We start from the raw sequence: 21,265 nt of genomic DNA on the forward strand, positions 1-21,265 counted from the left end.
ATTCACTATCTACTGGATAATGGATTGCATAAAGGACGTCATTTCATTACTCGCTTTATTCAGGCGCTCAATGACTCCGCTGAATTCAGTGACCAATTCTGCTTGTGAGTGTGAAGAAGCAGAGATCGCTTCAATTTCTTGCTCCATTTGCTTAATGGACTTTTGAACATCACTCAGTGATTTTTCAATATTATGGGTTGCTTCTTTAGTGTTAACGGACAGTTTGCGTACTTCCGTAGCAACCACCCCAAAACCAGCCCCTTGCTCTCCTACACGAGCGGCTTCAATTGCCGCATTCAGCCCAAGCAGGTTCGTCTGCTCAGAAATCTCACGAATGAAGCCGGCAACCTTATTCACTTCTTGTGATTCCGTTACGGCTCTACGCGTATTATCTAATATTTGCTGCGAAGTAGCTGATAACTCCTGAGATTGGGCAGCTACGCTCTGCACCATCTCCATTAGATGACTGCTTATCTCATTAATCTCATCTGTGAATCCTTCAAGCTTATTCTCGTTCTCTAGTGTATAGGCAATGGCAAAAACCCCGATTACATCATCATCCGTTCCGTAGATAGGTACACATGTTGAGATTACAGGAGCTCCATAAATTTCTGCTGGGATTCGGTTAGAGCTTGCTATACCTTTCAGTCCATTTGAAAGCGACAGATCTTCAGGCGGGATAGGGTTACCCTTAACCAATCCGAGATCAATAACTTTACTTGGTGCGTAATAATGGAAGATCTCCCTGTCCGTGATTCCAATCATAATATCCTGCGAGTGAATCTTTTTGAAATAAGGTGCTGCGAGGACTAAGGCATCGATAATACTCATCTCTTCATCTCCCATATAAAAAAAATGTATATGTAGTTTTATCGTCACAATGGGTTATTAAATGAATATTGTCATAGTAGAGTAACAATCCCCGCGTATGATTTGTTTATGAATACTATTAGCAGACGACAATTTCTACAGAAAAGCGCTCAAGTAACTCTAGGCCTTCTTGGAACAGCTGGTGCATCCGGTATCTATTCACATTGGATCGAACCCTACTGGCTGGAAATCAAATACGTAGATATTACACTCCCTAGACTTTCTCCAGCCTTCGATAAATTTCGTATCGTTCATTTTAGTGATTTACATCAGGGGGTATATTCCAAGCCGCAAGCTTTAACGGAGCTAGCGCAGCAAATTCAACATGTAAAGCCAGATCTGATCTGCTTCACCGGCGATTTATTAGATCATTCAGCCGATTATATTGCAGAAGCCGTAGCCTTGTGCTCTCAGTTGCGGGCTCCTTTTGGACAATTTGCAGTATTAGGCAATCATGATGCTTTTGGGACCAGAAAGGTTGTAACGAAAGGGCTAACACAATCGGGCTTCCACGTGCTCCATAATGAACATATCGTCCTAACCCAAGGTACGGACAAGCTCTATATTGCCGGAATAGATGATCCTTGGGTCGGAAAAGCAGACATCGCCCAAGCGCTGCTTCATATCCCGGAAGAGGCTTGCACAATTCTCCTGGCCCATGAACCTGATTTCGCCGATGACTTTTGTAAGCTGCCTATAGATCTGCAATTGTCTGGCCATAGCCACGGAGGCCAAGTGCGGTTTCCATTTGTCGGAGCTTTATATACCCCGCCTCACGGAAGTAAATATTCAAGTGGGTTATATCAACTGCCCAACAGCCAACTTCAGGTCTATACCACTCGCGGGATAGGAGTAACTCGTATGCCTGTTCGTTTTAATTGTCGTCCCGAGCTCACCGTAATTACTTTACATTCTTAATGCTAGTGTCTTAATCGTACAAAATGGTTAAAAAGTATATACCTTTTGCATATCTATGCAACAACACTGTAACCGTCTTTGTAATCAAATCTATTTGGGACCTAGGTATAATTGTAGGAGTGATAGAGGAAAAAATATCATATTGCAACTACATAAGCCCATCCTTGGGAAGGAGAGATTAAGTTATGAATAAAAGTATGAAATGGACCTCAGCCATCTTGGCTGCTGGAGTATTGCTTGGAGGGTCGGGACTAGTAGGAGGAACTTCAGTTCAAGCCGCAACTACCGGAGGAAATACGGTAAAACAAGCCGCACAGCAACCCTCTGTAGTGCTTAAATATAAAGGCCAGACCTTATCGCAGCAAGCGAAAATAGTAAACGGCAACACCATGATCCCTTTAACTGTACTACGGGATGCTTTTGGCCTCTCCATTAACTATAATGCAAGCACCAAAACTTATAGTGTAGGCAGCGATTCCATGAAGCTGGACATGGAGGTCTCAGATTACGGTGTTATTACAACCCTGAATGGCTATTACATTTATAGCATGACCGGCAGTCATGATGTGAAGGTCATCAACGACCGGATTTATGTTCCGTTCAAACTGTTGTCTGACTATTTAGGAGTGCAAGGCGTTTATAATCCTTCATTGAAATCACTTGATCTAAGTAAAAAAGTAATGAATAACATCAAAATTACCTCTGAAACCTTAGATAAGAGCAATAAAAATGCCAGTATCAAAGTGCAATATCCCAAAATCAGTGGCTTAACGGATGAAGTGCAGACTAAGATTAATGCAATCTTCAAAAAACAAGCTGAACAATTCGTCGCAGAGAGTGAAGAACAGGCTAGCCGTAGAGATGGTACTATAGAGAATAAATATGACTTCTCTCAAACTTTTGTCGTCTCCTTTAACCGTGAAGGGGTTCTGAGCATCGTGACTGATCAATATGGCTATACTGGTGGAGCTCATGGTGGAGCCCTTCGTGAAGGATTTACCTTCTCGCTGAAAGACGGCAAACCAATTGAACTTAAGGACCTGCTGAAGGCAGAGCCAAACTACAAACAAAAATTAGATAAAATGTTGAAGGAAAGCACCAAGGAGCTAGCTTTTCCAGATACACCTGGCGGACTAACAGAAAAACCAAACTTCTACGTTTCCGAGAGTGGCCTTGCAATCTTCTACCAACAGTATGAAATTGCCCCTTATGCGGCTGGAATTCCTACGTACACCTTTAATTTCAGTTCAATATTACCAAAGGGAACTAACCCATTCGCTGCCTTCAAATAAACTTCTATTGTAAAAAAGAGCGTCCCAGTCATTAGGACTGGGACGCTCTTTTGGTTTTACAGCTTAGGCTTCCAAACTTCCCGCCGGGCCGAAGAATTCATAATGAATTCTGTCTTCAGCCACCTTCCATTCCTTAAGAGCCTTATATATCGCCTTCATAAAAGGAGTCGGTCCGCAGAAATAGAATTCAGAGTTTACGTCTGTTACTTCTTGCAGCCAAGCTAGATCAATATAACCTGTTTTATGGAACGTATCTCCTTCACTTGGAGTTTCATAACATGCATAGGATCGTAGGGTAGGATGGGACTGCTCCAAATCCGCCACCATTTCTTTCATAGCATGCAAGCTTCCATTGATGGCTGCATGAATGTACGTTACCTCTCGTTCTGGCTGCGTAGCAATTAATGTCTCCAGCATACTTACCATAGGGGTTAGTCCAACCCCACCACTGATAAGAACCACTGGACGATCACTATCTTTATTTAGTACGAAATCACCTGCTGGCGAGCTTACTTCCAATATAGCTCCCACTTGTACGACATCATGAAGGAAAGTAGATACGACTCCAGCCGGTTTATCCGGCCCTTCACCTTCCCGTTTAACTGTGATGCGGTAATACGACTGTCCCGGCGCACTGGACAAACTATAGTGGCGAACATGGGTGTATTCCTCTCCCTCAGGCTGAACACGAACCGTGATGTATTGACCCGGCAAGTAAGAAGCTATAGCCCCTCCATCCTCAGGAGAAAGGTAGAAGGAAGTAATAAGTTCACTTTCTTTAACCTTCTTAGTAACCACAAAGTTTCTAAATCCACTCCAACCCCCGGGAATTTCGGCAGCTTCACGATACTTCTCTGCTTCGACACCAATAAAGGCATCTGCAATCACGCCATACGCCTTTGCCCAAGCATCAATAATTTCCGGCGTCGCCGCATCGCCAAGTACTTGCCCAATAGCAGCTAACAAAGTCTCACCTACGATGGGATAATGTTCAGGTAATACTCCCAATGCCCGATGTTTCTCCGCAATCTGTTTTACCACAGGCAAAATATTTCCCAGCTGATCAATATTCATTGCCGCCGCGAGTACGGCGTTAGCAAGTGCAGTCTGCTGTTTACCTTCCCGTTGGTTGGCATGATTAAATATATTTAGTAACTCCGGATGATTTTCAAATAACATGCCATAGAAAGTAGTTGTGATGGTCTTCCCATGAACCTGCAATACGGGCACCGTTGATTTTATGATTTCAATGGTTTGTTGATCTAACATCTAAATACCCTCTTTCCTGCAATAAATTAATTCCTCTATAAAAAGCATATAGAAGCTGAACATCCCATAGTGTGCGTTCAATCACACGGGAAATTGAAAAAATGTGAACGATTCAACAATTGCAATGATATCCATCACAATAATGCACCCGAAATCAAAAAAAACTATCCAAGCAGCCATAATAGCTTCCGGGATAGCTTTTTATCTTATTATTTTGACAGCTCCACAAAACCTTCTCCGAATACATCTCTTACATCGTGGATGGTAATAAACGCCTCTTTATCAATGGATTTGACGATTTTCTTAAGCATAGTCACTTCCTGCTTGCTAATCACAATATACAGCAGCTCTTTAGGTGTCTTGGTATAGTACCCACGGCCATATATTACTGTGACGCCTCTATCCATAATTCCATTAACCTGTTCAGCAATTTTGTCCTGCTCTTGGGATACAATCGTAACAGCCTTCTTAGGGTTCACTCCCTCAATAATAAAGTCCATTATCTTAGTGGCTACATAGAGCATCACGATCGTAAACATCAGACTTTGTACTCCAATGATGAAATACGAAGCGAACACCACAATTAAATCGACGAGCAGTAGCGCGTAACTAACATTCCAGTCCAAATATTTATGTAGAATTCTGGCGATGATGGTTGACCCTGCAGTCGTTCCACCCACTCGTATAATTAGCCCGATACCCACACCTGAGAAGATACCCCCGAATATTGCATTAATTATCAACTCATCGCTGCCAATATTCCAATTTTTCGTAAGAATCAGGAATAACGAATTGAAAAACACCGCAATAATCGTGTATACCGTCGTAGTTTTGTCTAGAAATTTGTACCCCACAATTAATAATAAAGCGTTAAGAATCAAACTAACAATACCGGGTGACCACTGATACAAATAGTAAGTAATCATAGTCAGTCCCGTGACCCCGCCTTCACCGAACTCGTTCGGAATCACAAACAAATTAACGGCCAAGGAGAATAACAAAGCTCCTACAATGATGGAAACAATATCCGAAATACGCTTTTTCATACCATGCCCCTTCTACCCTAGATCTATATCCACAAATACTAACACCGCTTTGATATAGATGCAATCCATCCGAAAGAAGTCAACAGTCTATAGATACAGTAACCAGCCACCCCGCCGCCAGTGTTCAAAATAAGATCATCCACATCAAAGGTGCCGATATACAATACTAATTGTGTGAATTCAAAACAGAAGCTCAGCGCCAGCGAGAGGAAGAAAACTCTTCGAAACAGCCTTACTTTTTGCGATAACAGCATGGGCACCAAGATCCCAAACGGAATAAAGGCCAACAAATTCCCTACTAAATTAATCGATGAAAAAGGATCTGAAAGCGACAGATCGTCCATCCCCCGGGAGATCTCCTTAAAAGGGATATAGTTGCCTCGCCGATTAAAAATCCGGTCTGGATGTTCAAACATACGTCCCGCTTGCTCCCAAAGCGATAATAAGTTCACCGGTGCACCTTTAAATAAAATAATTCGGATTAAAAAATACATATAGACGATAAATATCGCTGCCAGCAAAAGGTTTATAGCAGACTTTTTTTTCGGCTCTTTAGTCATTAATATGTAGTAACAATTATGCCATCCATGTTATCGCCTGACGTCATATATTGCCCTTCCTGTGGAATTTTGATCGTAGTGTATTTGGATACCGCAAAATAACTTACTGTATAAGCTTTGCCGTCTACTGTTGTTGAAATCTCTTTGTTCTCTTTCAAGAAATCCAAATATTGTTCTAGCACAAGCCCCTTCTCATGAATAATGGCGCTGTGCGGCAACCCTACATAACGGAAATGCCAGGGTTCATATTTTATCCCCGTAATCTCGGTTTTGTCTTTCGGATAGCGAAGAATAAAGCCGTATTTCCAGGCATTTTTTTGCAGCCATTTTCCTTCAGGCGCTTTACTCATTTCTGATTGGGACGACCCGATATCCAGAGATAATCCTAAATTATGTTCACTATATTGCGCCGGTAAAGCATAGTCCGAACCTTTTTCCTGATATAATTTCTCTTGCTCTTCAAAGTCCCTGTACCCGCTGCTAATTAAAAAATGATTCACACCCTCTTTTTCGGCAGCTTTGACCATCTTATTGAATTTATGCGCTACACTTTCAGACAAACGAATCGAGGTATCCAGCAGCCCATAACCCTGCACCAGATCCGCCTGCTCATATAAGGTCACGATATCAGACTTCACACTATCCTCATGTACCGGGTATTGTTTGTTCACCAGCAACAAATCCCCTTGATACACTTGATCTTGTGTTACTACCTCTAAACTATTGTTATTTCTATTAGATTCTTTGCGAATCTTATCATCGTATCCTAAATTACCCGTATTCGGTAAATAACGAGCCGCTGCATACCCAAGCAACAACACAACCAACGCCAAAAAGCCCCACTTCTTCATCAGCAATGTCCTCCCATTTCCTTGATAGGAATAGAATAACGAAGACACTTTAAAGAAAAGGCGGGACAAATATAAAGTTTTTCTTAAAATAAATAAATCTCACGGGCTTTACCCATTAAAAGTATATCCAACGCCCCAGATCGTCTTAATGAATTTATTCTTATTGATGTCTTCACCGAGCTTTTTGCGCAAGGTACGGATATGCACCATGACCGTGTTCCCACTCTCATAATAAGCATCGCCCCACACCTGTTGAAAAATGTTCTCCGCACTAAACACCTGCTTAGGATGGCTGACCAATAAGTGCAAAATATCAAACTCTTTTGGAGTTAGCTCAATAACCTCACCATAAAGAGTAACCGTATGCTCATCCGGTGAAATCATCAATCCCCGAACCTCTAGCACCGATTTAGGTATGGCAGCGGGCTGACTGAATTGTATGGAGCGCCGCAACTGGGAATTGACCCGGGCGACCAGCTCCATTGGGTTAAACGGTTTGGTCATATAATCATCTGCGCCCATAACCAGTCCGGTGATTTTATCAAGATCGGAAGTTTTAGCACTCAGAAAAATAATCGGCAGATGATGATGCTCCCGAATATGGCGGGTGACCTCGTAACCATCCAGCCCCGGCATCATGATATCCAGAATCGCCAAATCTATCGTTTGCGACTCAATGGCTTGTACCGCTGCCCTTCCATCGGACACTTTGAGGATATGATACCCCTCTTTTTGCAAATGCAAGGCCACCAAGTCGGCAATTTCCGCCTCATCATCCGCAATTAAAATGGTGATGCGCTTCATCTATTTTTCACTCCTATAGGTTGTGCTGTACACTCTTCATCCATTATACCCTAAACTCAAAAACCACTCCTAGAAAGAAGTGGTTTCCGATTAAATCTATGATTTATATAGTCTATTTCCTTTTATTATAGCTGTCTAACAATAGCTCTAATGAAACCCCATTTACTGTGACGCCTGAAAGATTGCAGTCTCTTATATCTACATTCGAAAGATCACAATCTACAAAGGATGTCCCGTTCAGCTGGCATCGCTCAAACTTATTGCCTTTACCGTACAAATGAATATCGTGGAAATAAGCCTCCCCTAGTTCACTATTACTAACCTCTATTTCCCACAGCCCCACTTCATTAAACTTAACAGAATGCATATTGATGTCATTAAAGGTAGTACTGCTCATATTAATATTATCGAATCCGGTCCCCTCCATATTTACATTGGAGAAGTTTGTTTTATGCATATCAATATCATCAAATTCACTCTGGCCCATAGCCACACGACGAAAATTCGTTTCAGTCATTCTTTCATCCTGAAAGACTCTCTTCTTAAATTCGTCCTGTAATTTGTTTTCACTAAGATTATTATTCACTGTACTCAACATCTCCCTTTTTAAGATCGCTCTTGATCTGCGGAGTCTACTCTCAACAGCTTCGCTGGATAAATCAAGGAAATCGGCGATTTCCCTGACCTTGTAACTGTCGATATAGTAGAGAATTGTGACTATACGGTTAGCTTCTGATAGGGTGTTTAAGGCTTTCCACACATCTTGCTGGAGTTCTTTTCTGAGCAGCTGATCTTCGGTAGATTCTGGCTGCGGAACCTCCATTTTTTGCATGAATTCGTAAGCAGTTTTCTTTTTATTTGACCTAAACCAATCCATGCATTCCCGTGCAGTAACCGCATATAACCAACTGGCGAGTTTCTCAGGCTCCTTTAAGTTAGGTAATTTGCGATAGGTTTTAACAAAAACCTCTTGGGCAATGTCTTGTGCGGTATGAAAATCACCCAATTTACCATAAGCAACCCCGTATACTGCATTGGAATATTTGCCGATAAGTACACTGAATGCATCCATGTCACCTTTACACACCTTATCTACCAGTTCTGCGTCTGTACAAGTCACTATTTTCCTCCTTAACATCAAGCTCATAACATAGACGGAAAAGAGACTCAAAAACCGTCTTTATGCCTGCAAATAATTTTTAATGGAGAGGGGATTTCAACTTTTCTTCACCGTGATAATTATAGCCTAATTATTACCTAGCTAAAACAATCTGCGAGCCGTCACCAAACGTTTCTTCCACTTGTCACTTAAGGCTTCATAATGAACGCCAAGCTCCTTGGAGTACGTATGTAGGATCTGATTATTTCCCGCGTAAATCGCCACATGCCCAATATCGAGTCCTCGTGCACTGAAGAATAACAGGTCCCCTTTGCGCAGCTCGTTAATTCCAACCTCTTTGCCCTCTTTGGCCTGATTGTAAGAGACACGTGGCAAGTCAATTGCCAACACATCCTTAAATACATGTCCTACAAAAGAAGAACAGTCAAAGGTAGATGTCTGGTCAGTAGCAGCACCAAATTCATAAGGTGTTCCCAGATATTTTTCTCCGTAAGCAAGCAGCTCGCTTCCCTGCCGCTCTACAAGAGCCGTACTAGTATAATTGCTATATTTGGGTTTAGCAGATATATAGCCACTCTTGTTATCTTGTGTTCGCACTTCTAACCATAAAGCATCTACTTCTCTAAACACATGTACCTTATCTCCTGCTGACAACATTTGCTGCACTGTTGATTGGGCTGACGAGTCTGGCAAACTTCGCAGGTTAACCCCATATAGAATTGTCGTATCGTAATCCACTGCCGAGTAGATACGAACGGCACGAGTAGTGGTATCCCACTTCACAGTGCTGCCCAAAGCTTCGCTGACAAAACGCAGTGGCATCATCGTATAACCGCCGGCAATCTGGCCGGGAACCGTTACACTTAAGGACTGGCCATTTTTATTCGCTGCCTGATCACCAATACGATAGGTCAGCACCAGGTCTCCCTTGGTTGCCTTAACGGTCTTGGTATCATTATTCCAAGTAATCTTTGCCCCCTGAGCTTCAAATAACTTGCGCATAGGGACTAGTACTGTATCGTTTACTAACAAGGGCTGAGCCCCCAATTGTAGCTGTTGATCATCCAGATAGACGGCTGTAACCGGAGTCTGAGGCGTTGTCGCCGCATAGGCCGGAGCAGTATAGAGCATAGATGTAAGTAGTAAAAGTAACATAGCTTTCTTTTGAAATTTCATGATGTCATCACCTCGTTGATTGATATGTACACCTATTGTTACTAAAAAAAGGGTGATTAGTTTTGTTACAAATTTTGGGGTAAGCATCTACCTACGGCATAAGCACCTAAAAAAAAGAGGACTACGATCACCTTTCGGTATCATAGTCCTCTTTTTAAATATGCCTCATGGAGCCGGCTAGACAGGTTCCTCAACTTCAAAAATGGAATCAATAATGATCGGAAGATTATCCCTTACAGAAACAGCACCCAATACAGAACGAGCATGAACACCCTTGTCTCCGAACACCTCAAGCATTAAATCTGAACAACCATTAAGCACTTTATGATGTTCTTCAAAAAGGGGATCTGCATTAACGAAGCCTTGAATTTTGACTACTCTTTTCACTTTGTCCAAAGAACCTAAAGCTGTCTTCAGGACGGCAAGGATTTCTCTACCCGTTAAACGTGCAAAATGGTAGCCTTCCTCCATTATCAACAGCTTCAATAATTAAGTAAGATCATAGTTACTACTTAGCTTCAACCTCTGCTTCCCATCTCGATATCTCAGCGCGAACAATGGGTGCTACTTGGGTACCCAATAGCTCAATGGCTCTCATTACATCCTTATGAGGCATTGTGCCAAGCGGCACATGCAGCATAAAACGTGTGATGCCTACTTGCTTGCGCAGGTGAATGATTTTCTCAGCAACGGTCTCTGGGTCACCTACATACAAGGCACCTTCAAATCTACGCGCCGCATCATAGCTTGCACGGGTGTATTGACCCCATCCGCGTTCCCGGCCAATAACATTCATACTAGCTTGTGTAGAAGGGAAGAACATATCGGCAGCCTGCTGATTGTCCTCTGCAATGAAGCCGTGCGAGTGCGAAGCAACGGGCAGCTTCGATACATCATGTCCCGCTTGCGCTGCAGCCTTCTTATAGAGCTTCACGAGCGGAGCAAACTGTAGCGGACTGCCGCCAATGATAGCCAGCACAAGCGGTAACCCTAGTAGACCTGCACGAATTACGGATTCTGTATTTCCTCCGCTGCCAATCCATACTGGCAATGGATTCTGCACGGGACGCGGATAAATCCCCAGATTATTAATGGCAGGACGGTGCACGCCGCTCCAGGTTATTTTTTCGGATTCCCGTATTTTGAGCAGCAAGTCCAGCTTCTCATCGAACAGCTCATCATAATGATTCAAATCATACCCAAACAGCGGGAACGATTCAATAAAAGAACCCCGGCCTGCCATGATCTCTGCGCGTCCATTCGAGATTCCATCCAGGGTAGCGAAATCCTGAAACACACGTACGGGGTCATCAGAGGAAAGTACTGTAACCGCACTGGTTAGCCGAATCCGTGTCGTCTGTGAGGCCGCCGCAGCCAGTAAAACTGCTGGAGAAGACGCCGCATAATCTTTGCGATGATGTTCGCCCACGCCAAATATATCTAAACCCACCTGATCTGCAAGCACAATCTCCTCTACAACCTCGCGCAATCGCTGCGCATGACTTATCACTTCACCCGTCTGAACATCCGGTGTTGTTTCTACGAACGTGCTTATTCCTATTTCCACTTACAAATCCCCCTTAACTATAATTTCCTCTTTAAATTGTTTGTTTGATTATAACACAAGTTAAGGTTAAAAAAGCTAGTCATTCTGTCCAACCCTAGTTTCCCGGGAAACTCATCCTTAAAATTTGCAAAACCACGCTTACAAATAGAGGATTTTGAAGGAATATGTTGAAAGACTCTTAAACAAATAGCGGTTGTCGTAGAACAAATAATCATATGGCAAACGAATAAAATTCAAGGTAACATGAAAGAACTGTTAACCGGGTGGGAGAAGGTGTCACTGAAATGAATATCATGACATGGATTGATTTGTTATTATTTTTTGTTTTGTTCGCTTTGTTCATCTACATATTTGCGTCTGTAACTATCACTAACCTACATAAAGCATACTTAGTTTTTCATTTTACTATGATGTTATGGCCCTTCTGCCAATTCGCTATCAAAACGACCGACGATCCCAAGTTTCAATTGTTTTATGTAAAGCTCGCTTTTATCGACTCGGTTCTGTTAACGATTGGCTGGCTTCTGTTCACGGTACTACTCACCGGGAATTCACATCTTCTTCGAAAAAAGAACACATTGATCCTATACATTCTCGCAGCTTTGATCTTAGTAGGGGTGATCGCCAATCCAAACGGAAGTTTTGTTCTCCCTATGAACGGCGGATATATCGAAAGATATTATGGTCCGATTTTTTGGCTGCTTATTATCTTCTTAACCACCAGCGTAATGATTTCTCTGTATATCATCTATTCAGCGCTAGTCTCAAACACTACACAGCGGATCAAAAAACAGGTTGCTCATGTGCTCAAAGGGGTGCTGGTGCTAACGGTATTTATTTTATTGGATGTTTTTCTTAATGTGGTATTGCTTAAATCTGATCCAGTTATTCCAGGGCTGACCTCTCTGGGGATCTTAATCTCGGCAATCTTTTTCGTAATTGCTATCCATCGGGATAAAATATTTGATCTCGTAACCATCGCCCATCAGGATATCATTGACACCATTACAGAAGGAATTCTTGTACTGGATGATAGTGAGACTGTAGTAGAAATCAATCGCTCGCTTTTTCCAAAAATCCATCTGCAAATCGGTGCTCACTTTGACGTGTCGACCATCGCACCCATAGAGCAAACTTCCGGAGCTTTCGATTTATTCCTTCATACATACTTGAACCAGCCCATGGAGAGGACTGAGGTTGAACTATTCTACACCTCACTCGATGCATACATTAACATTACTGCGGCGCCGATTGTGGTAGGTGGAATCAGGGTTGGACGCATTCTCACTTTTCAGGACAGAAGCGAGCTGCATCGCCTCATAGCCGAGACCAATCACCAGAACGAGACCCTGCAAGAGCGTAATGCTGCATTAACTGAAATCCAGGATGAATTATCGCAGACTAACCAAAAACTTAAGCAGATGGCCATAACGGACAGCCTAACCGGTTGTTATAATCGTCATTACTTAACGTTGCACTTAGAGCATGAGATCATAGAAAATATGAAACTCAAGCAGCCTTTTGCTATCATCCTTCTGGATATCGACTTTTTCAAAACAGTGAATGATAATTACGGCCATTTAATCGGTGATGTCGTCATTTGCAGCACGGTAGAGGTAATTAAGAAAACGTTGAGGGAGACGGATGTTCTGGCGCGTTATGGCGGAGAAGAATTTATCATTTACTTACCAAATACAGATCAAACACAAGCAAACCACTTAGCAAAACATATCAAATCTATAATAGAAGCTAATAAAGTACATGTAGAGGATGTTGCTCATTCCCTCTCGATTACTGTTAGTATGGGACTGCTGTCCATTAGTAATTTTGCAGCACAATATACAGAAAGCCTGACCAATCAACTAAATGATTTATTCGAATCAGTGGACAAAGCCTTATATCAAGCAAAAAATGCCGGACGAAATCAGATTGTTGAGATTAATAGATAACGTTTAAAATAAAGAATCAGCCTACTTCTGTTGAAGTTAAGCTGATTTTTATTTTTTAGATCTTTTTAACAAACTCGGACTTTAATTTCATAGCTCCAAAACCATCGATTTTGCAATCAATATCATGATCTCCGTCCACTAAACGGATGTTTTTCACCTTTGTTCCTATCTTCAGAACGGATGAGCTTCCTTTTACTTTAAGGTCTTTAATAATAGTTATAGCATCTCCATCATTTAAAATATTTCCGTTGGCATCTCTGACAACCTTGTTCTCTTCACTGCTTTCAGCCTCTGTGTCGAGGCTCCACTCATGCGCACATTCCGGGCAGACGAGCAAACTACCATCTTCATAAGTGTATTCTGAATTACATTTCGGGCAATTTGGCAAAGTTGACATCAAAGTGTCCTCCATTCGTTAATGTAAATCTAGTTGTGGTTCCAGTGCATAGCCTCAAAAGTATATTTCATATTTGGTAAGGTTTCCACTAGATATCAGCAGTAAGTTTGTCTAGATTTCGACAGCGGACAGTAATTCTCAAATATTGTCTTGTATATTTTTTCCTAATTCAATAAGATGGAAATGTCGAATTTTTATGTAAATACATAGGAGAGTGAGTAATGATAAGTCGCAGAAGTGTTGCATTCGCCATTATTTTGTCATTAATTACATGTGGGCTCTATACAATCTATTGGTTTATTGTTCTAACCAATGAGGTAGGCGAACTGAGTGGAGACTATACATTTACAGGAGGAAAACATTTCCTTCTAACGTTGGTTACGTGCGGGATCTGGAGCTTCATTTGGGCCTATCAGGTAGGTAAACATATTGCTGAAGCTCAAAGACAGCGCGGCCAATACCCGTCAGATAATTCAGTGCTTTATGTGATCCTGACACTCTTTGGCCTGGGTATTGTCACGTATGCCTTGGTACAATCCGATGTTAATAAACTGGTATAAGTTTACGATTTATAAAAGGACACTCCCTAAACTATTTTGGGGTGTGTCCTTAAGTCTCGTCGGCGTAGTATATCTCAAAGCATGGATACCCTTAACCAATATTAGTATCCCTTGTCCATTTCATGAATGGACTGGATTGTATTGTCCCGGATGTGGAGTCACAAGAGTTATTCTTTCCTTGCTGAAGTTCGACGTTATTCAAGCGTTTAGATTTAACCCGTTGCTGTTTATTTTAGCACCTCTGTATATGTTGTATTGGATTACTAATAAGAAGCAAATCCGGCCTCTTAGCCAGGCAATTATGGCTATAATGTTGATTCTGACCGTTACATTTGGAATACTGAGGAATCTCCCGCTGTTTGAATATTTGGCCCCGACAGTAATTCGTTAACAGCAACAATTATTACAAAATAGCCTGCAGTCGCACAATTGCTTGGGCCCGATCAACCACTTCTAATTTGCTGTAAAGATTGCTAATATAATTGCGCGCCGTACCTTCCGCAATATGTAATGTATCGGCGATTTCACGGTTGTTCAGTCCCCGGATAATGAGCTGTGCCAGCTCCTCTTCCCGTTCTGTCAGACTGATACGATCCAGACCCGATCTTTGCCAGTGTTCATAGTCCTCTGTTAACCTGTTCATCCTCGATGCCAGTTTGGCTGCTACCGGAGCTGGCAGAATAAATTGCCCGGATAACGTATCATGAATCGAAGCGATCATTTTATCTGCATCCATGTCCTTCAGCATATAACCGCTTGCTCCGTAGGCCATTCCCTCTACAATATAATCAGTCTCTATAAAAGTAGTCAGAATCAGAATGAAGATGTTCGGCCGAATCTGCTTTATTCGTTTCAAGGCGCTAAGGCCATCCATAACTGGCATTTGAATATCGAGCAGCACCAGATCAGGCTGGAGTGCCTCAACCATCTCGCAAGCTTCTTCTCCATTCTTGGCAGCACCAACCACTTCCATATCATCTTCCAGATCCAAAATGGTGCGAAGTCCTTCCCGCGTCAACAATTGATCATCGGCAATTACAATTTTTATTTTACTCATGTTCTATCCACAACCCTTCGCATGGGCAGATCAATCTCCAGTAAACAGCCTTCATCCATTTCTGAATCGATGGATAAGCTGCCTCCCAGCTGCTCAACCCGTTCCTTCATCGTCCTAAGTCCAAATCCCATCACGATTGGACTCATCCCTAGCCCACAATCCTTGAGTCTAAACTGCAAGTTCGCTCCAACAGACTCCAGACTAAAATGGAACTCCACACTCTTCCCATGTCTGATCCCATTAGTTAAGCCCTCCTGCAAAGCATGATAGATTGCCTTTTTATAGGCTGTTGACATGGCTTCCGGCAGATCATAAATAACTGCATGAACAACAACGCCTGCATTGCGTTCTGTATCTCGAATCAACTGCTTCAGCATCACGGTTAGATCAGAATACCTGTCCTCTTTCAGCATATGGACAGAGCCGCGGATTTCATTCAAGCTATGCCGCACAAGATCCTGGGCCTCAGCCAGACGCTGAAAGCCGCTGTCTATCTCCTTCTTCTGAAGCAGCCGCTTGCCAGCTTCAATCTGCAGAATCGTCGATGTCAGGGTATGCCCGACAATATCATGAATCTCTTGGGCAATACGATTGCGTTCCTCAAAAACAGTAGCTTCGGCCAAAGCCGCAGATGTTTCACGCATCGAACGCTCCAGGCTACGAGTTCTTTCTACCACCTGATCCTCCAGATTTTTTTTGAGATATTGGATTCCCGAATACAGCTTGGCATTAGCGATTGAGATTGCGCATTGTGAACCAAGCAGCTTGAGCACATCGAGTCTGCTTGGAGTAAATACACCCGGCGATAGATTATTCTCCAAATAGAGCAGGCAAACCAATTTATTCTGATTCATGATGGGGAGACATAAAACCGATTTCAGTCTATTATTCCTAACGTAAGTATTACGTGTAAATATTCCTTCACTGAGTGCATCATGTAATACAACCTGTTCTTGTGTTCTTGCCGCGTAAGCTATAATCGCTGCCGGGACCAACCCCGATTCTTCCCCAAGTGGAACAGATTCGATATGCTGGGCTTCTGAGGTCCCATAAGCTTCCACCATCCATTTGCCGTCATGATCAAAAATAACAGCCCCATATTCTGCCCCAGCATTGTGGAGCATGATTCGCATCAGCGTGGCCAATAATCGGCTCATCTCCATTTCGCCGGATAATGCTTGGGCAGACATTACCACAGAAAGGGAATCCACACGATCGAGCCCGGGCTCTCGTTTAATATGCAGCAAATGGCGATGCTGCTGCTCCAGGTCAGCCGCTTTAGCCTTTGCGCCCCATTGCAGATAAGCCTCATAGGCCTCAGTCATATAGATTCTTGCCAGATGCATTTTGCCATGACGAAGCCCGTATTTACCATAACATTCCGCTGCCATCGCTAAATCGTGAATATGACCGTGGATCCGAGCGTTCTCAATGGATTGCTCATACAATGCTTCAGCTTGGCGGGGATCTCGCGATAGACGAGTTAACTCAGCCTTCATTAACAGATATTTATGCTGATAATTCCCCGGACAACGCCTGGCAAGCTTTTTCATTTTCTTCAAGCATTTACGCATTTTTGCCCGATATGTACGTTGCTCTTCAGCGTTATATTCCTCATACAACTGAGCCCAGACTAAACATTCATACATGATCTGCATGGGACTGTCTAGGCCATCTTCGCGTGATTTTATAATGGCCGCTGATTTGGCTAATGCCTCACTGGCTTCTCGGTATTCCCCAAATACATAGCCCGTCAAATATTGATAGATCCAGACCATTTCTTGTATAAAATCAAAGGTGTCCCCATGAACCGACTGTGAAAAAGCAGGCTCGCTAATCTCCGCGATGGGAAAGGGATCATCTATAGAGCGATAACCTGTCAAGCGAACAAGAATGGCCGCTGCTACAATAGCCTGCTTACAATGAAGACTGTTGTTATGGCGCAGCAAATCACCGGAATGAGTAATTAATCGCTCATAGATATCGCCGAGAGGATGACCAAATTGCAAAAGGGAGGCACAGTTGATCAACACATTCTGGTTGCCCTTCCATAAGTCACCTGATTCCAGTCCTACTTTACCAGCTTTCTCGGTAAACGTATGGAGCATAGCAGGATCATAATGCCGCCAGCTATCGTAGCACATGGCGAACGCGGCTAAGGTTGTCATGTGCTGTTTCGGATAGGGTTCGGATAAGCTGAACGCCAGCATGGCCCATTTGAATGTCTCTTCATCATTACGGAAGTAATAGTATTGAAACATTGCATAACCTATGAATCCAATGGAAGCCTCCGGAGTCATCCCATAATCAAGCGTTAATTCAATCATGGTGAAGGAAGAAGCAAGCCACCCTTCTCGATTGACGTAGAAGCAAGCATTGCTTGAATGATCTAAAGTAGACATTGCGATTCTACGTGCTTCATCAGTCATTGGAGGTAAAAGAGTAAGCGATTCGAGTGAGACCTTCTTGAGTCTATGCCGCAATCGTAACCATTGAAGCGTCAATTGAGCATAACCAGGATCAAATTGATGCTTCACTTTCAGTAACGATAAGGTATGCTGGCCTAAGGAGATCACCTCTTCATGGTTATCATTACTTGCTTCCAACTGCACCTTCATTACGTAGACGTAAGCCTTATCCATATTTGTCGTAGCTTTATCAATCAACAGATGAAATAATTCATTAGCCGTATCAAAATGGGAACATAAATATTCGAGCTCCGCCCTCTCACGGAATACCCGGAAGGTCAGCCCATAATGCGCCTCCCAGCTCTGCTCCTCTAATAATGACGTTGCCTGAAGCATATATTGCAAGGCTGTCTCATGTGCGGTTGTTTGCTTCGCTTTTATCCCTGCCTGTAAGTTCAGCTCTACTAGTTGAAGCCTCTCTTCAGGGCGGTCTAACCATGTAAGTGCCTGATTCAAATGATGGACAGCTTCAAATAGGGTCGTTCCTTCACTTAGCGGGCTGCGGCCTAGCAATAAAAGACCAATCCTCCAATGCAGCTCGGAACGCTCCTCTTCGGAAATAAAAGTATATGCTGCCTGATGAATGCGGTTGTGCTGGAACTTATAATGCGGATATTCCTCCCCGTTAACGGGCTGCAACAAGCGCCCATGTACAGCAACCGCCAACGCATCATTCAATGTCTCTATCGGTGTCTCCGTAATATCAGCAAGTGTACGTAAATCAAATAGGCTGCCTATAAATGCGGCTCTGCTAAGTGCATATACCGTCTGTTCAGGAAATTGCTGCAATTTACTTGAAAGGTATGAAGCTACGTTATCGGGTACATTCAATTCAGTAATACGCTGGAGATCCCATTTCCAGCTTCGAATATTCTCATCAAATTCCACTCGCTGATCATCTATCAAATCTTGAAGGAATTGCTTAATAAATAACGGGTTTCCATCTGTCTTATGAAGCAGCACGCGCGCCAGCTCGTCCAAGTCAGCTGCCTCGTAACGCATAACATCAAGTAGCAGTTGTTTTAAATCGGTGAGTTCAAGCGCTTGTAAAGAAATTCTGCTCATCGCTACGTTGCGGTCAATCAGATGTTTTTCCAGCCTACTGAGCGGGTGCAGCCTTGTAATCTCCCGATTGCGATAGGAAAGCACGATTAGCAGATGAGTCGTTGCTGTATCCTCTATAAGCGAAGTGAGATATTGCAGCGACGTATCATCAGCCCATTGCAAATTATCCAATACCAAGATCAAAGGATGATCCTCATGAGGAAAGAGTTGAATAAATCGGCTCATGATTAATTGAAAGCGATGCTGAGCTTCCAGCGGTGGCAGTGGAGGCACGGAGGGTTGAGGGCCAATCAAGAGTTCAAGCTTAGGAACAAAATCGATCAGCAACTGACCGTAATTGTCCACTGCTTGTAGAATACGCAGCCTCCAAACCTCCACCTGCAGCTTTGTTTCCATCAGCAGCTGACTAACCAACTCTTCTATGACTTGATGCCAGATGCCATAAGGGAGTGAGGTATGTCGGGATTCGAATTTGCCTCTGGCGAAGAAACCATCCAAAGAGACTGTATTTGTAAGGGTCTCCTTCAGAAAGGTTGTTTTGCCGATACCACTCTCCCCGCTAATCCAAACCGTCTCTACGGCACCTTGTGATGCTCGTTGCAGTGCTTCTCTTAAGCTTTGTTGCTCAAGATGTCTTCCATAGAAGCGTCCTGATACCATCCAGCGCTCTGGGATATCCCAGCTTCCTAGTGGAAAAGGCTCAATATGTCCGGATTCTTCTAGACGGGATAGACATTCCTCAAGATCCGATTTAATGCCAAACGCGCTGGCATACCTCGCTTCAGGCATTTTCTCCATGCATTTACCAACAATATCAGAGACCGATAGAGGGATAGTGGGGAACCTGCGGTGCAGAGGCTCAGGTGTATCTGCAAGATGACGATATACAATATCAACAACATCATGCAGCTCAAAGGGGCTGCTGCCCGAGAGACATTCATACAGGATGATCCCCAGCGAATAAAAGTCAGAACGGTAATCCGGTTTGACTCCGGTTCGTCCCGTTTGTTCTGGAGCTATATAAGGAAGCAGAACATCGGGCCGGCCGCCTAACGGTGACAAAGGACTCGTGGTGTTTTCGGTAGAACAGATTCTTATATCAATAAATTTCACTTCAAAAGTAATGGGATTGACGATTAGATGAGCGGGGGTTAGTTCATTTAGTGTTATTTTTTCACGATGAATTTGCATAAGACAATCAGCAATAGCTGTAGCGATTCGAATTAGCGCTGGAAGACCCAGTGAATTAACAGGCATACGCAGGATCTGCCCAAGGGTACTCCCCTCTATATCTTTTAAGAGAAGGACTGGTCGGTCCGCCATAATTTCCAAACTGTACGGCTCTATTGCACCACGACCGCAAAGTCGCTTAAGCATGTCATACTCATGACGAAAAGCATCGACCATGGCAGCTCCCGGGTATTCTCCTATTGTTGTCTTAGCGATAACCCTCAGGCCGTCCTCTTGACGTAGGAGTCTATATAACCTGATATCTGCGGTATTATCTATCAGATCTAAGGTTTGGTATCCTGGCAATTCAAACATCAACAGCACTCCCTAATTACAATTAGACAGAATACTCAATCTCGCAAAGTAGTTAAAGCCATTATAACATCTGATCTTGCCGTTCTACTCATAAGACATTTCATATTTCGTTAATCCTATCGCGTTTGCGCACAATGCCGCCTGTGTCCGGTCAGTAACCTGCAGCTTCGCTAAAATCTGACTGACATGCTTCTTCACCGTAAATTCACTGATAAAAAGACGTGTGGCAATCACTCTATTGCAAGCACCTTGTCCAAGCTGAATCAGGACTTCCTTCTCTTTTGGTGTCAATTCATCTGTTGGACTGCTGGCGCTCATTCGCATCTTTTCTTCCATTAGACCAGGATCATAGTATTTTCTCCCTTTGTACACCAACTGGATAGCAAACAGTAATTCCTCCGGCAGTGCCTCTTTCAGAACATATCCGTCTACCAGCACTTCTTCAGCCCTCAAAAAATCCTCTCTGCTCGCAGAGGAAGTCAACAGTATGAATTTACTAACAATGCCGCGGGTACGTGCTATCTTAATGACATCCAGTCCTGATTCATCAGCAAGCTTAAGATCAATGAGGACAATGTCTGGCTTTGTCTCTTCAATCACATCAAGTGCTTCCGGACCATTCGTAGCTTCACCGGCAAATTGCATATCCGATTGCATTGCAATGACAGATGCCAGCCCTCTTCTAACTAAAGGATGATCATCTACAATGATGATTTTCACAGAAACACCTCCCTCTAAACCGCATACATTA

The 21,265-nt window shown here is 43.1% G+C and carries 18 protein-coding genes and 1 pseudogene; 5 read left to right on the plus strand and 14 right to left on the minus strand.

All coding sequences use genetic code 11. The annotated features are described in order from the left end of the window. Positions 1-9: 9 nt before the first annotated feature. On the minus strand, positions 10-831 hold the full coding sequence (locus MHI32_RS29620; RefSeq protein ID WP_036682244.1) for a methyl-accepting chemotaxis protein: 822 nt from the start codon (positions 829-831) through the stop codon (positions 10-12). 108 nt (positions 832-939) lie between these two features. Between MHI32_RS29620 and MHI32_RS29625 the strand changes: the two genes are divergently transcribed. Together MHI32_RS29625 and MHI32_RS29630 are read left to right on the plus strand one after the other, a co-directional pair. After that, the gene (locus tag MHI32_RS29625) at positions 940-1,788 is read left to right on the plus strand and encodes a metallophosphoesterase (protein WP_076301503.1); all 849 of its coding nucleotides are present in this window, start codon (positions 940-942) and stop codon (positions 1,786-1,788) included. Between the two features lie 185 nt (positions 1,789-1,973). Further along, positions 1,974-3,080, plus strand: coding sequence for a DUF4163 domain-containing protein (locus MHI32_RS29630; protein ID WP_076181864.1), 1,107 nt, complete (start codon positions 1,974-1,976; stop codon positions 3,078-3,080). Positions 3,081-3,143: 63 nt separating this feature from the next. On the opposite strand, the gene hmpA is transcribed toward MHI32_RS29630, so the two are convergent. The 9 genes and pseudogenes from hmpA to MHI32_RS29675 form a co-directional block, all read right to left on the minus strand. Then, on the minus strand, positions 3,144-4,349 hold the full coding sequence (hmpA, locus tag MHI32_RS29635; RefSeq protein WP_339188921.1) for an NO-inducible flavohemoprotein: 1,206 nt from the start codon (positions 4,347-4,349) through the stop codon (positions 3,144-3,146). Positions 4,350-4,558: 209 nt separating this feature from the next. Then, positions 4,559-5,395 (minus strand): YitT family protein, encoded by an 837-nt coding sequence (locus MHI32_RS29640; RefSeq protein ID WP_036682251.1) that lies wholly within the window; start codon positions 5,393-5,395, stop codon positions 4,559-4,561. Between the two features lie 38 nt (positions 5,396-5,433). Further along, entirely contained in the window at positions 5,434-5,955 is a 522-nt protein-coding gene (locus MHI32_RS29645; protein ID WP_076124132.1) for a VanZ family protein, read from the minus strand. Further along, positions 5,955-6,806 carry a M15 family metallopeptidase gene (locus MHI32_RS29650; RefSeq protein WP_340011609.1) on the minus strand — a complete coding sequence of 284 codons (852 nt, stop codon included), beginning with the start codon at positions 6,804-6,806 and terminating at the stop codon, positions 5,955-5,957. The genes MHI32_RS29645 and MHI32_RS29650 overlap by 1 nt, the downstream gene beginning before the upstream one ends. A 108-nt stretch (positions 6,807-6,914) precedes the next feature. Then, on the minus strand, positions 6,915-7,610 hold the full coding sequence (locus MHI32_RS29655; protein WP_076124136.1) for a response regulator transcription factor: 696 nt from the start codon (positions 7,608-7,610) through the stop codon (positions 6,915-6,917). Between the two features lie 112 nt (positions 7,611-7,722). Next, positions 7,723-8,730, minus strand: coding sequence for a sigma-70 family RNA polymerase sigma factor (locus MHI32_RS29660; RefSeq protein WP_076307566.1), 1,008 nt, complete (start codon positions 8,728-8,730; stop codon positions 7,723-7,725). A 141-nt stretch (positions 8,731-8,871) separates the two neighbouring features. Then, positions 8,872-9,906 (minus strand): stalk domain-containing protein, encoded by a 1,035-nt coding sequence (locus MHI32_RS29665; protein ID WP_076124139.1) that lies wholly within the window; start codon positions 9,904-9,906, stop codon positions 8,872-8,874. Positions 9,907-10,083: 177 nt separating this feature from the next. Next, positions 10,084-10,374 (minus strand): annotated as a pseudogene (locus MHI32_RS29670) (RidA family protein); the annotation flags it as partial. A 40-nt stretch (positions 10,375-10,414) separates the two neighbouring features. Next, complete coding sequence (locus MHI32_RS29675; protein ID WP_076124143.1) at positions 10,415-11,473, minus strand: LLM class flavin-dependent oxidoreductase; 1,059 nt, start codon at positions 11,471-11,473, stop codon at positions 10,415-10,417. A 284-nt stretch (positions 11,474-11,757) separates the two neighbouring features. Here MHI32_RS29675 and MHI32_RS29680 point away from each other — a divergent pair, with 284 nt between their 5' ends. After that, entirely contained in the window at positions 11,758-13,422 is a 1,665-nt protein-coding gene (locus tag MHI32_RS29680; RefSeq protein ID WP_076124145.1) for a diguanylate cyclase, read from the plus strand. Positions 13,423-13,477: 55 nt separating this feature from the next. On the opposite strand, the gene MHI32_RS29685 is transcribed toward MHI32_RS29680, so the two are convergent. Further along, positions 13,478-13,819, minus strand: coding sequence for a zinc ribbon domain-containing protein YjdM (locus tag MHI32_RS29685; RefSeq protein WP_036682263.1), 342 nt, complete (start codon positions 13,817-13,819; stop codon positions 13,478-13,480). A gap of 221 nt (positions 13,820-14,040) precedes the next feature. Between MHI32_RS29685 and MHI32_RS29690 the strand changes: the two genes are divergently transcribed. After that, positions 14,041-14,379: a DUF4234 domain-containing protein gene (locus MHI32_RS29690; protein ID WP_051491231.1), complete on the plus strand. Its 339-nt coding sequence runs from the start codon at positions 14,041-14,043 to the stop codon at positions 14,377-14,379. Further along, complete coding sequence (locus tag MHI32_RS29695; RefSeq protein WP_340012784.1) at positions 14,360-14,770, plus strand: DUF2752 domain-containing protein; 411 nt, start codon at positions 14,360-14,362, stop codon at positions 14,768-14,770. Before MHI32_RS29690 ends, MHI32_RS29695 begins: the two co-directional genes overlap by 20 nt. 12 nt (positions 14,771-14,782) lie before the next feature. Here MHI32_RS29695 and MHI32_RS29700 read toward each other — a convergent pair whose 3' ends face one another. The 3 genes from MHI32_RS29700 to MHI32_RS29710 all read right to left on the minus strand — a co-directional run bounded on the left by MHI32_RS29700 (position 14,783) and on the right by MHI32_RS29710 (position 21,234). Continuing rightward, the gene (locus tag MHI32_RS29700) at positions 14,783-15,436 is read right to left on the minus strand and encodes a response regulator transcription factor (protein ID WP_036682266.1); all 654 of its coding nucleotides are present in this window, start codon (positions 15,434-15,436) and stop codon (positions 14,783-14,785) included. Further along, a complete protein-coding gene (locus tag MHI32_RS29705; RefSeq protein WP_340011611.1) occupies positions 15,433-20,514 on the minus strand; it encodes an AAA family ATPase in 5,082 nt (1,693 codons plus the stop codon). The genes MHI32_RS29700 and MHI32_RS29705 overlap by 4 nt, the downstream gene beginning before the upstream one ends. An 84-nt stretch (positions 20,515-20,598) precedes the next feature. Continuing rightward, entirely contained in the window at positions 20,599-21,234 is a 636-nt protein-coding gene (locus MHI32_RS29710) for a response regulator transcription factor (protein ID WP_076124152.1), read from the minus strand. Between the last annotated feature and the right edge of the window lie 31 nt (positions 21,235-21,265).

The organism is Paenibacillus sp. FSL H7-0690 (genome assembly GCF_037980415.1).
Taxonomy (GTDB): Bacteria; Bacillota; Bacilli; order Paenibacillales; family Paenibacillaceae; genus Paenibacillus_AQ; species Paenibacillus_AQ odorifer.

Coding starts and splice junctions, on each gene's coding strand:
- MHI32_RS29620 (WP_036682244.1), bottom strand. CDS start 831: ATGAGTATTATCGATGCCTTAGTCCTCGCAGCACCTTATTTCAAAAAG.
- MHI32_RS29625 (WP_076301503.1), top strand. CDS start 940: ATGAATACTATTAGCAGACGACAATTTCTACAGAAAAGCGCTCAAGTA.
- MHI32_RS29630 (WP_076181864.1), top strand. CDS start 1,974: ATGAATAAAAGTATGAAATGGACCTCAGCCATCTTGGCTGCTGGAGTA.
- hmpA (WP_339188921.1), bottom strand. CDS start 4,349: ATGTTAGATCAACAAACCATTGAAATCATAAAATCAACGGTGCCCGTA.
- MHI32_RS29640 (WP_036682251.1), bottom strand. CDS start 5,395: ATGAAAAAGCGTATTTCGGATATTGTTTCCATCATTGTAGGAGCTTTG.
- MHI32_RS29645 (WP_076124132.1), bottom strand. CDS start 5,955: ATGACTAAAGAGCCGAAAAAAAAGTCTGCTATAAACCTTTTGCTGGCA.
- MHI32_RS29650 (WP_340011609.1), bottom strand. CDS start 6,806: ATGAAGAAGTGGGGCTTTTTGGCGTTGGTTGTGTTGTTGCTTGGGTAT.
- MHI32_RS29655 (WP_076124136.1), bottom strand. CDS start 7,610: ATGAAGCGCATCACCATTTTAATTGCGGATGATGAGGCGGAAATTGCC.
- MHI32_RS29665 (WP_076124139.1), bottom strand. CDS start 9,906: ATGAAATTTCAAAAGAAAGCTATGTTACTTTTACTACTTACATCTATG.
- MHI32_RS29680 (WP_076124145.1), top strand. CDS start 11,758: ATGAATATCATGACATGGATTGATTTGTTATTATTTTTTGTTTTGTTC.
- MHI32_RS29685 (WP_036682263.1), bottom strand. CDS start 13,819: ATGTCAACTTTGCCAAATTGCCCGAAATGTAATTCAGAATACACTTAT.
- MHI32_RS29690 (WP_051491231.1), top strand. CDS start 14,041: ATGATAAGTCGCAGAAGTGTTGCATTCGCCATTATTTTGTCATTAATT.
- MHI32_RS29695 (WP_340012784.1), top strand. CDS start 14,360: ATGTTAATAAACTGGTATAAGTTTACGATTTATAAAAGGACACTCCCT.
- MHI32_RS29700 (WP_036682266.1), bottom strand. CDS start 15,436: ATGAGTAAAATAAAAATTGTAATTGCCGATGATCAATTGTTGACGCGG.
- MHI32_RS29705 (WP_340011611.1), bottom strand. CDS start 20,514: ATGTTTGAATTGCCAGGATACCAAACCTTAGATCTGATAGATAATACC.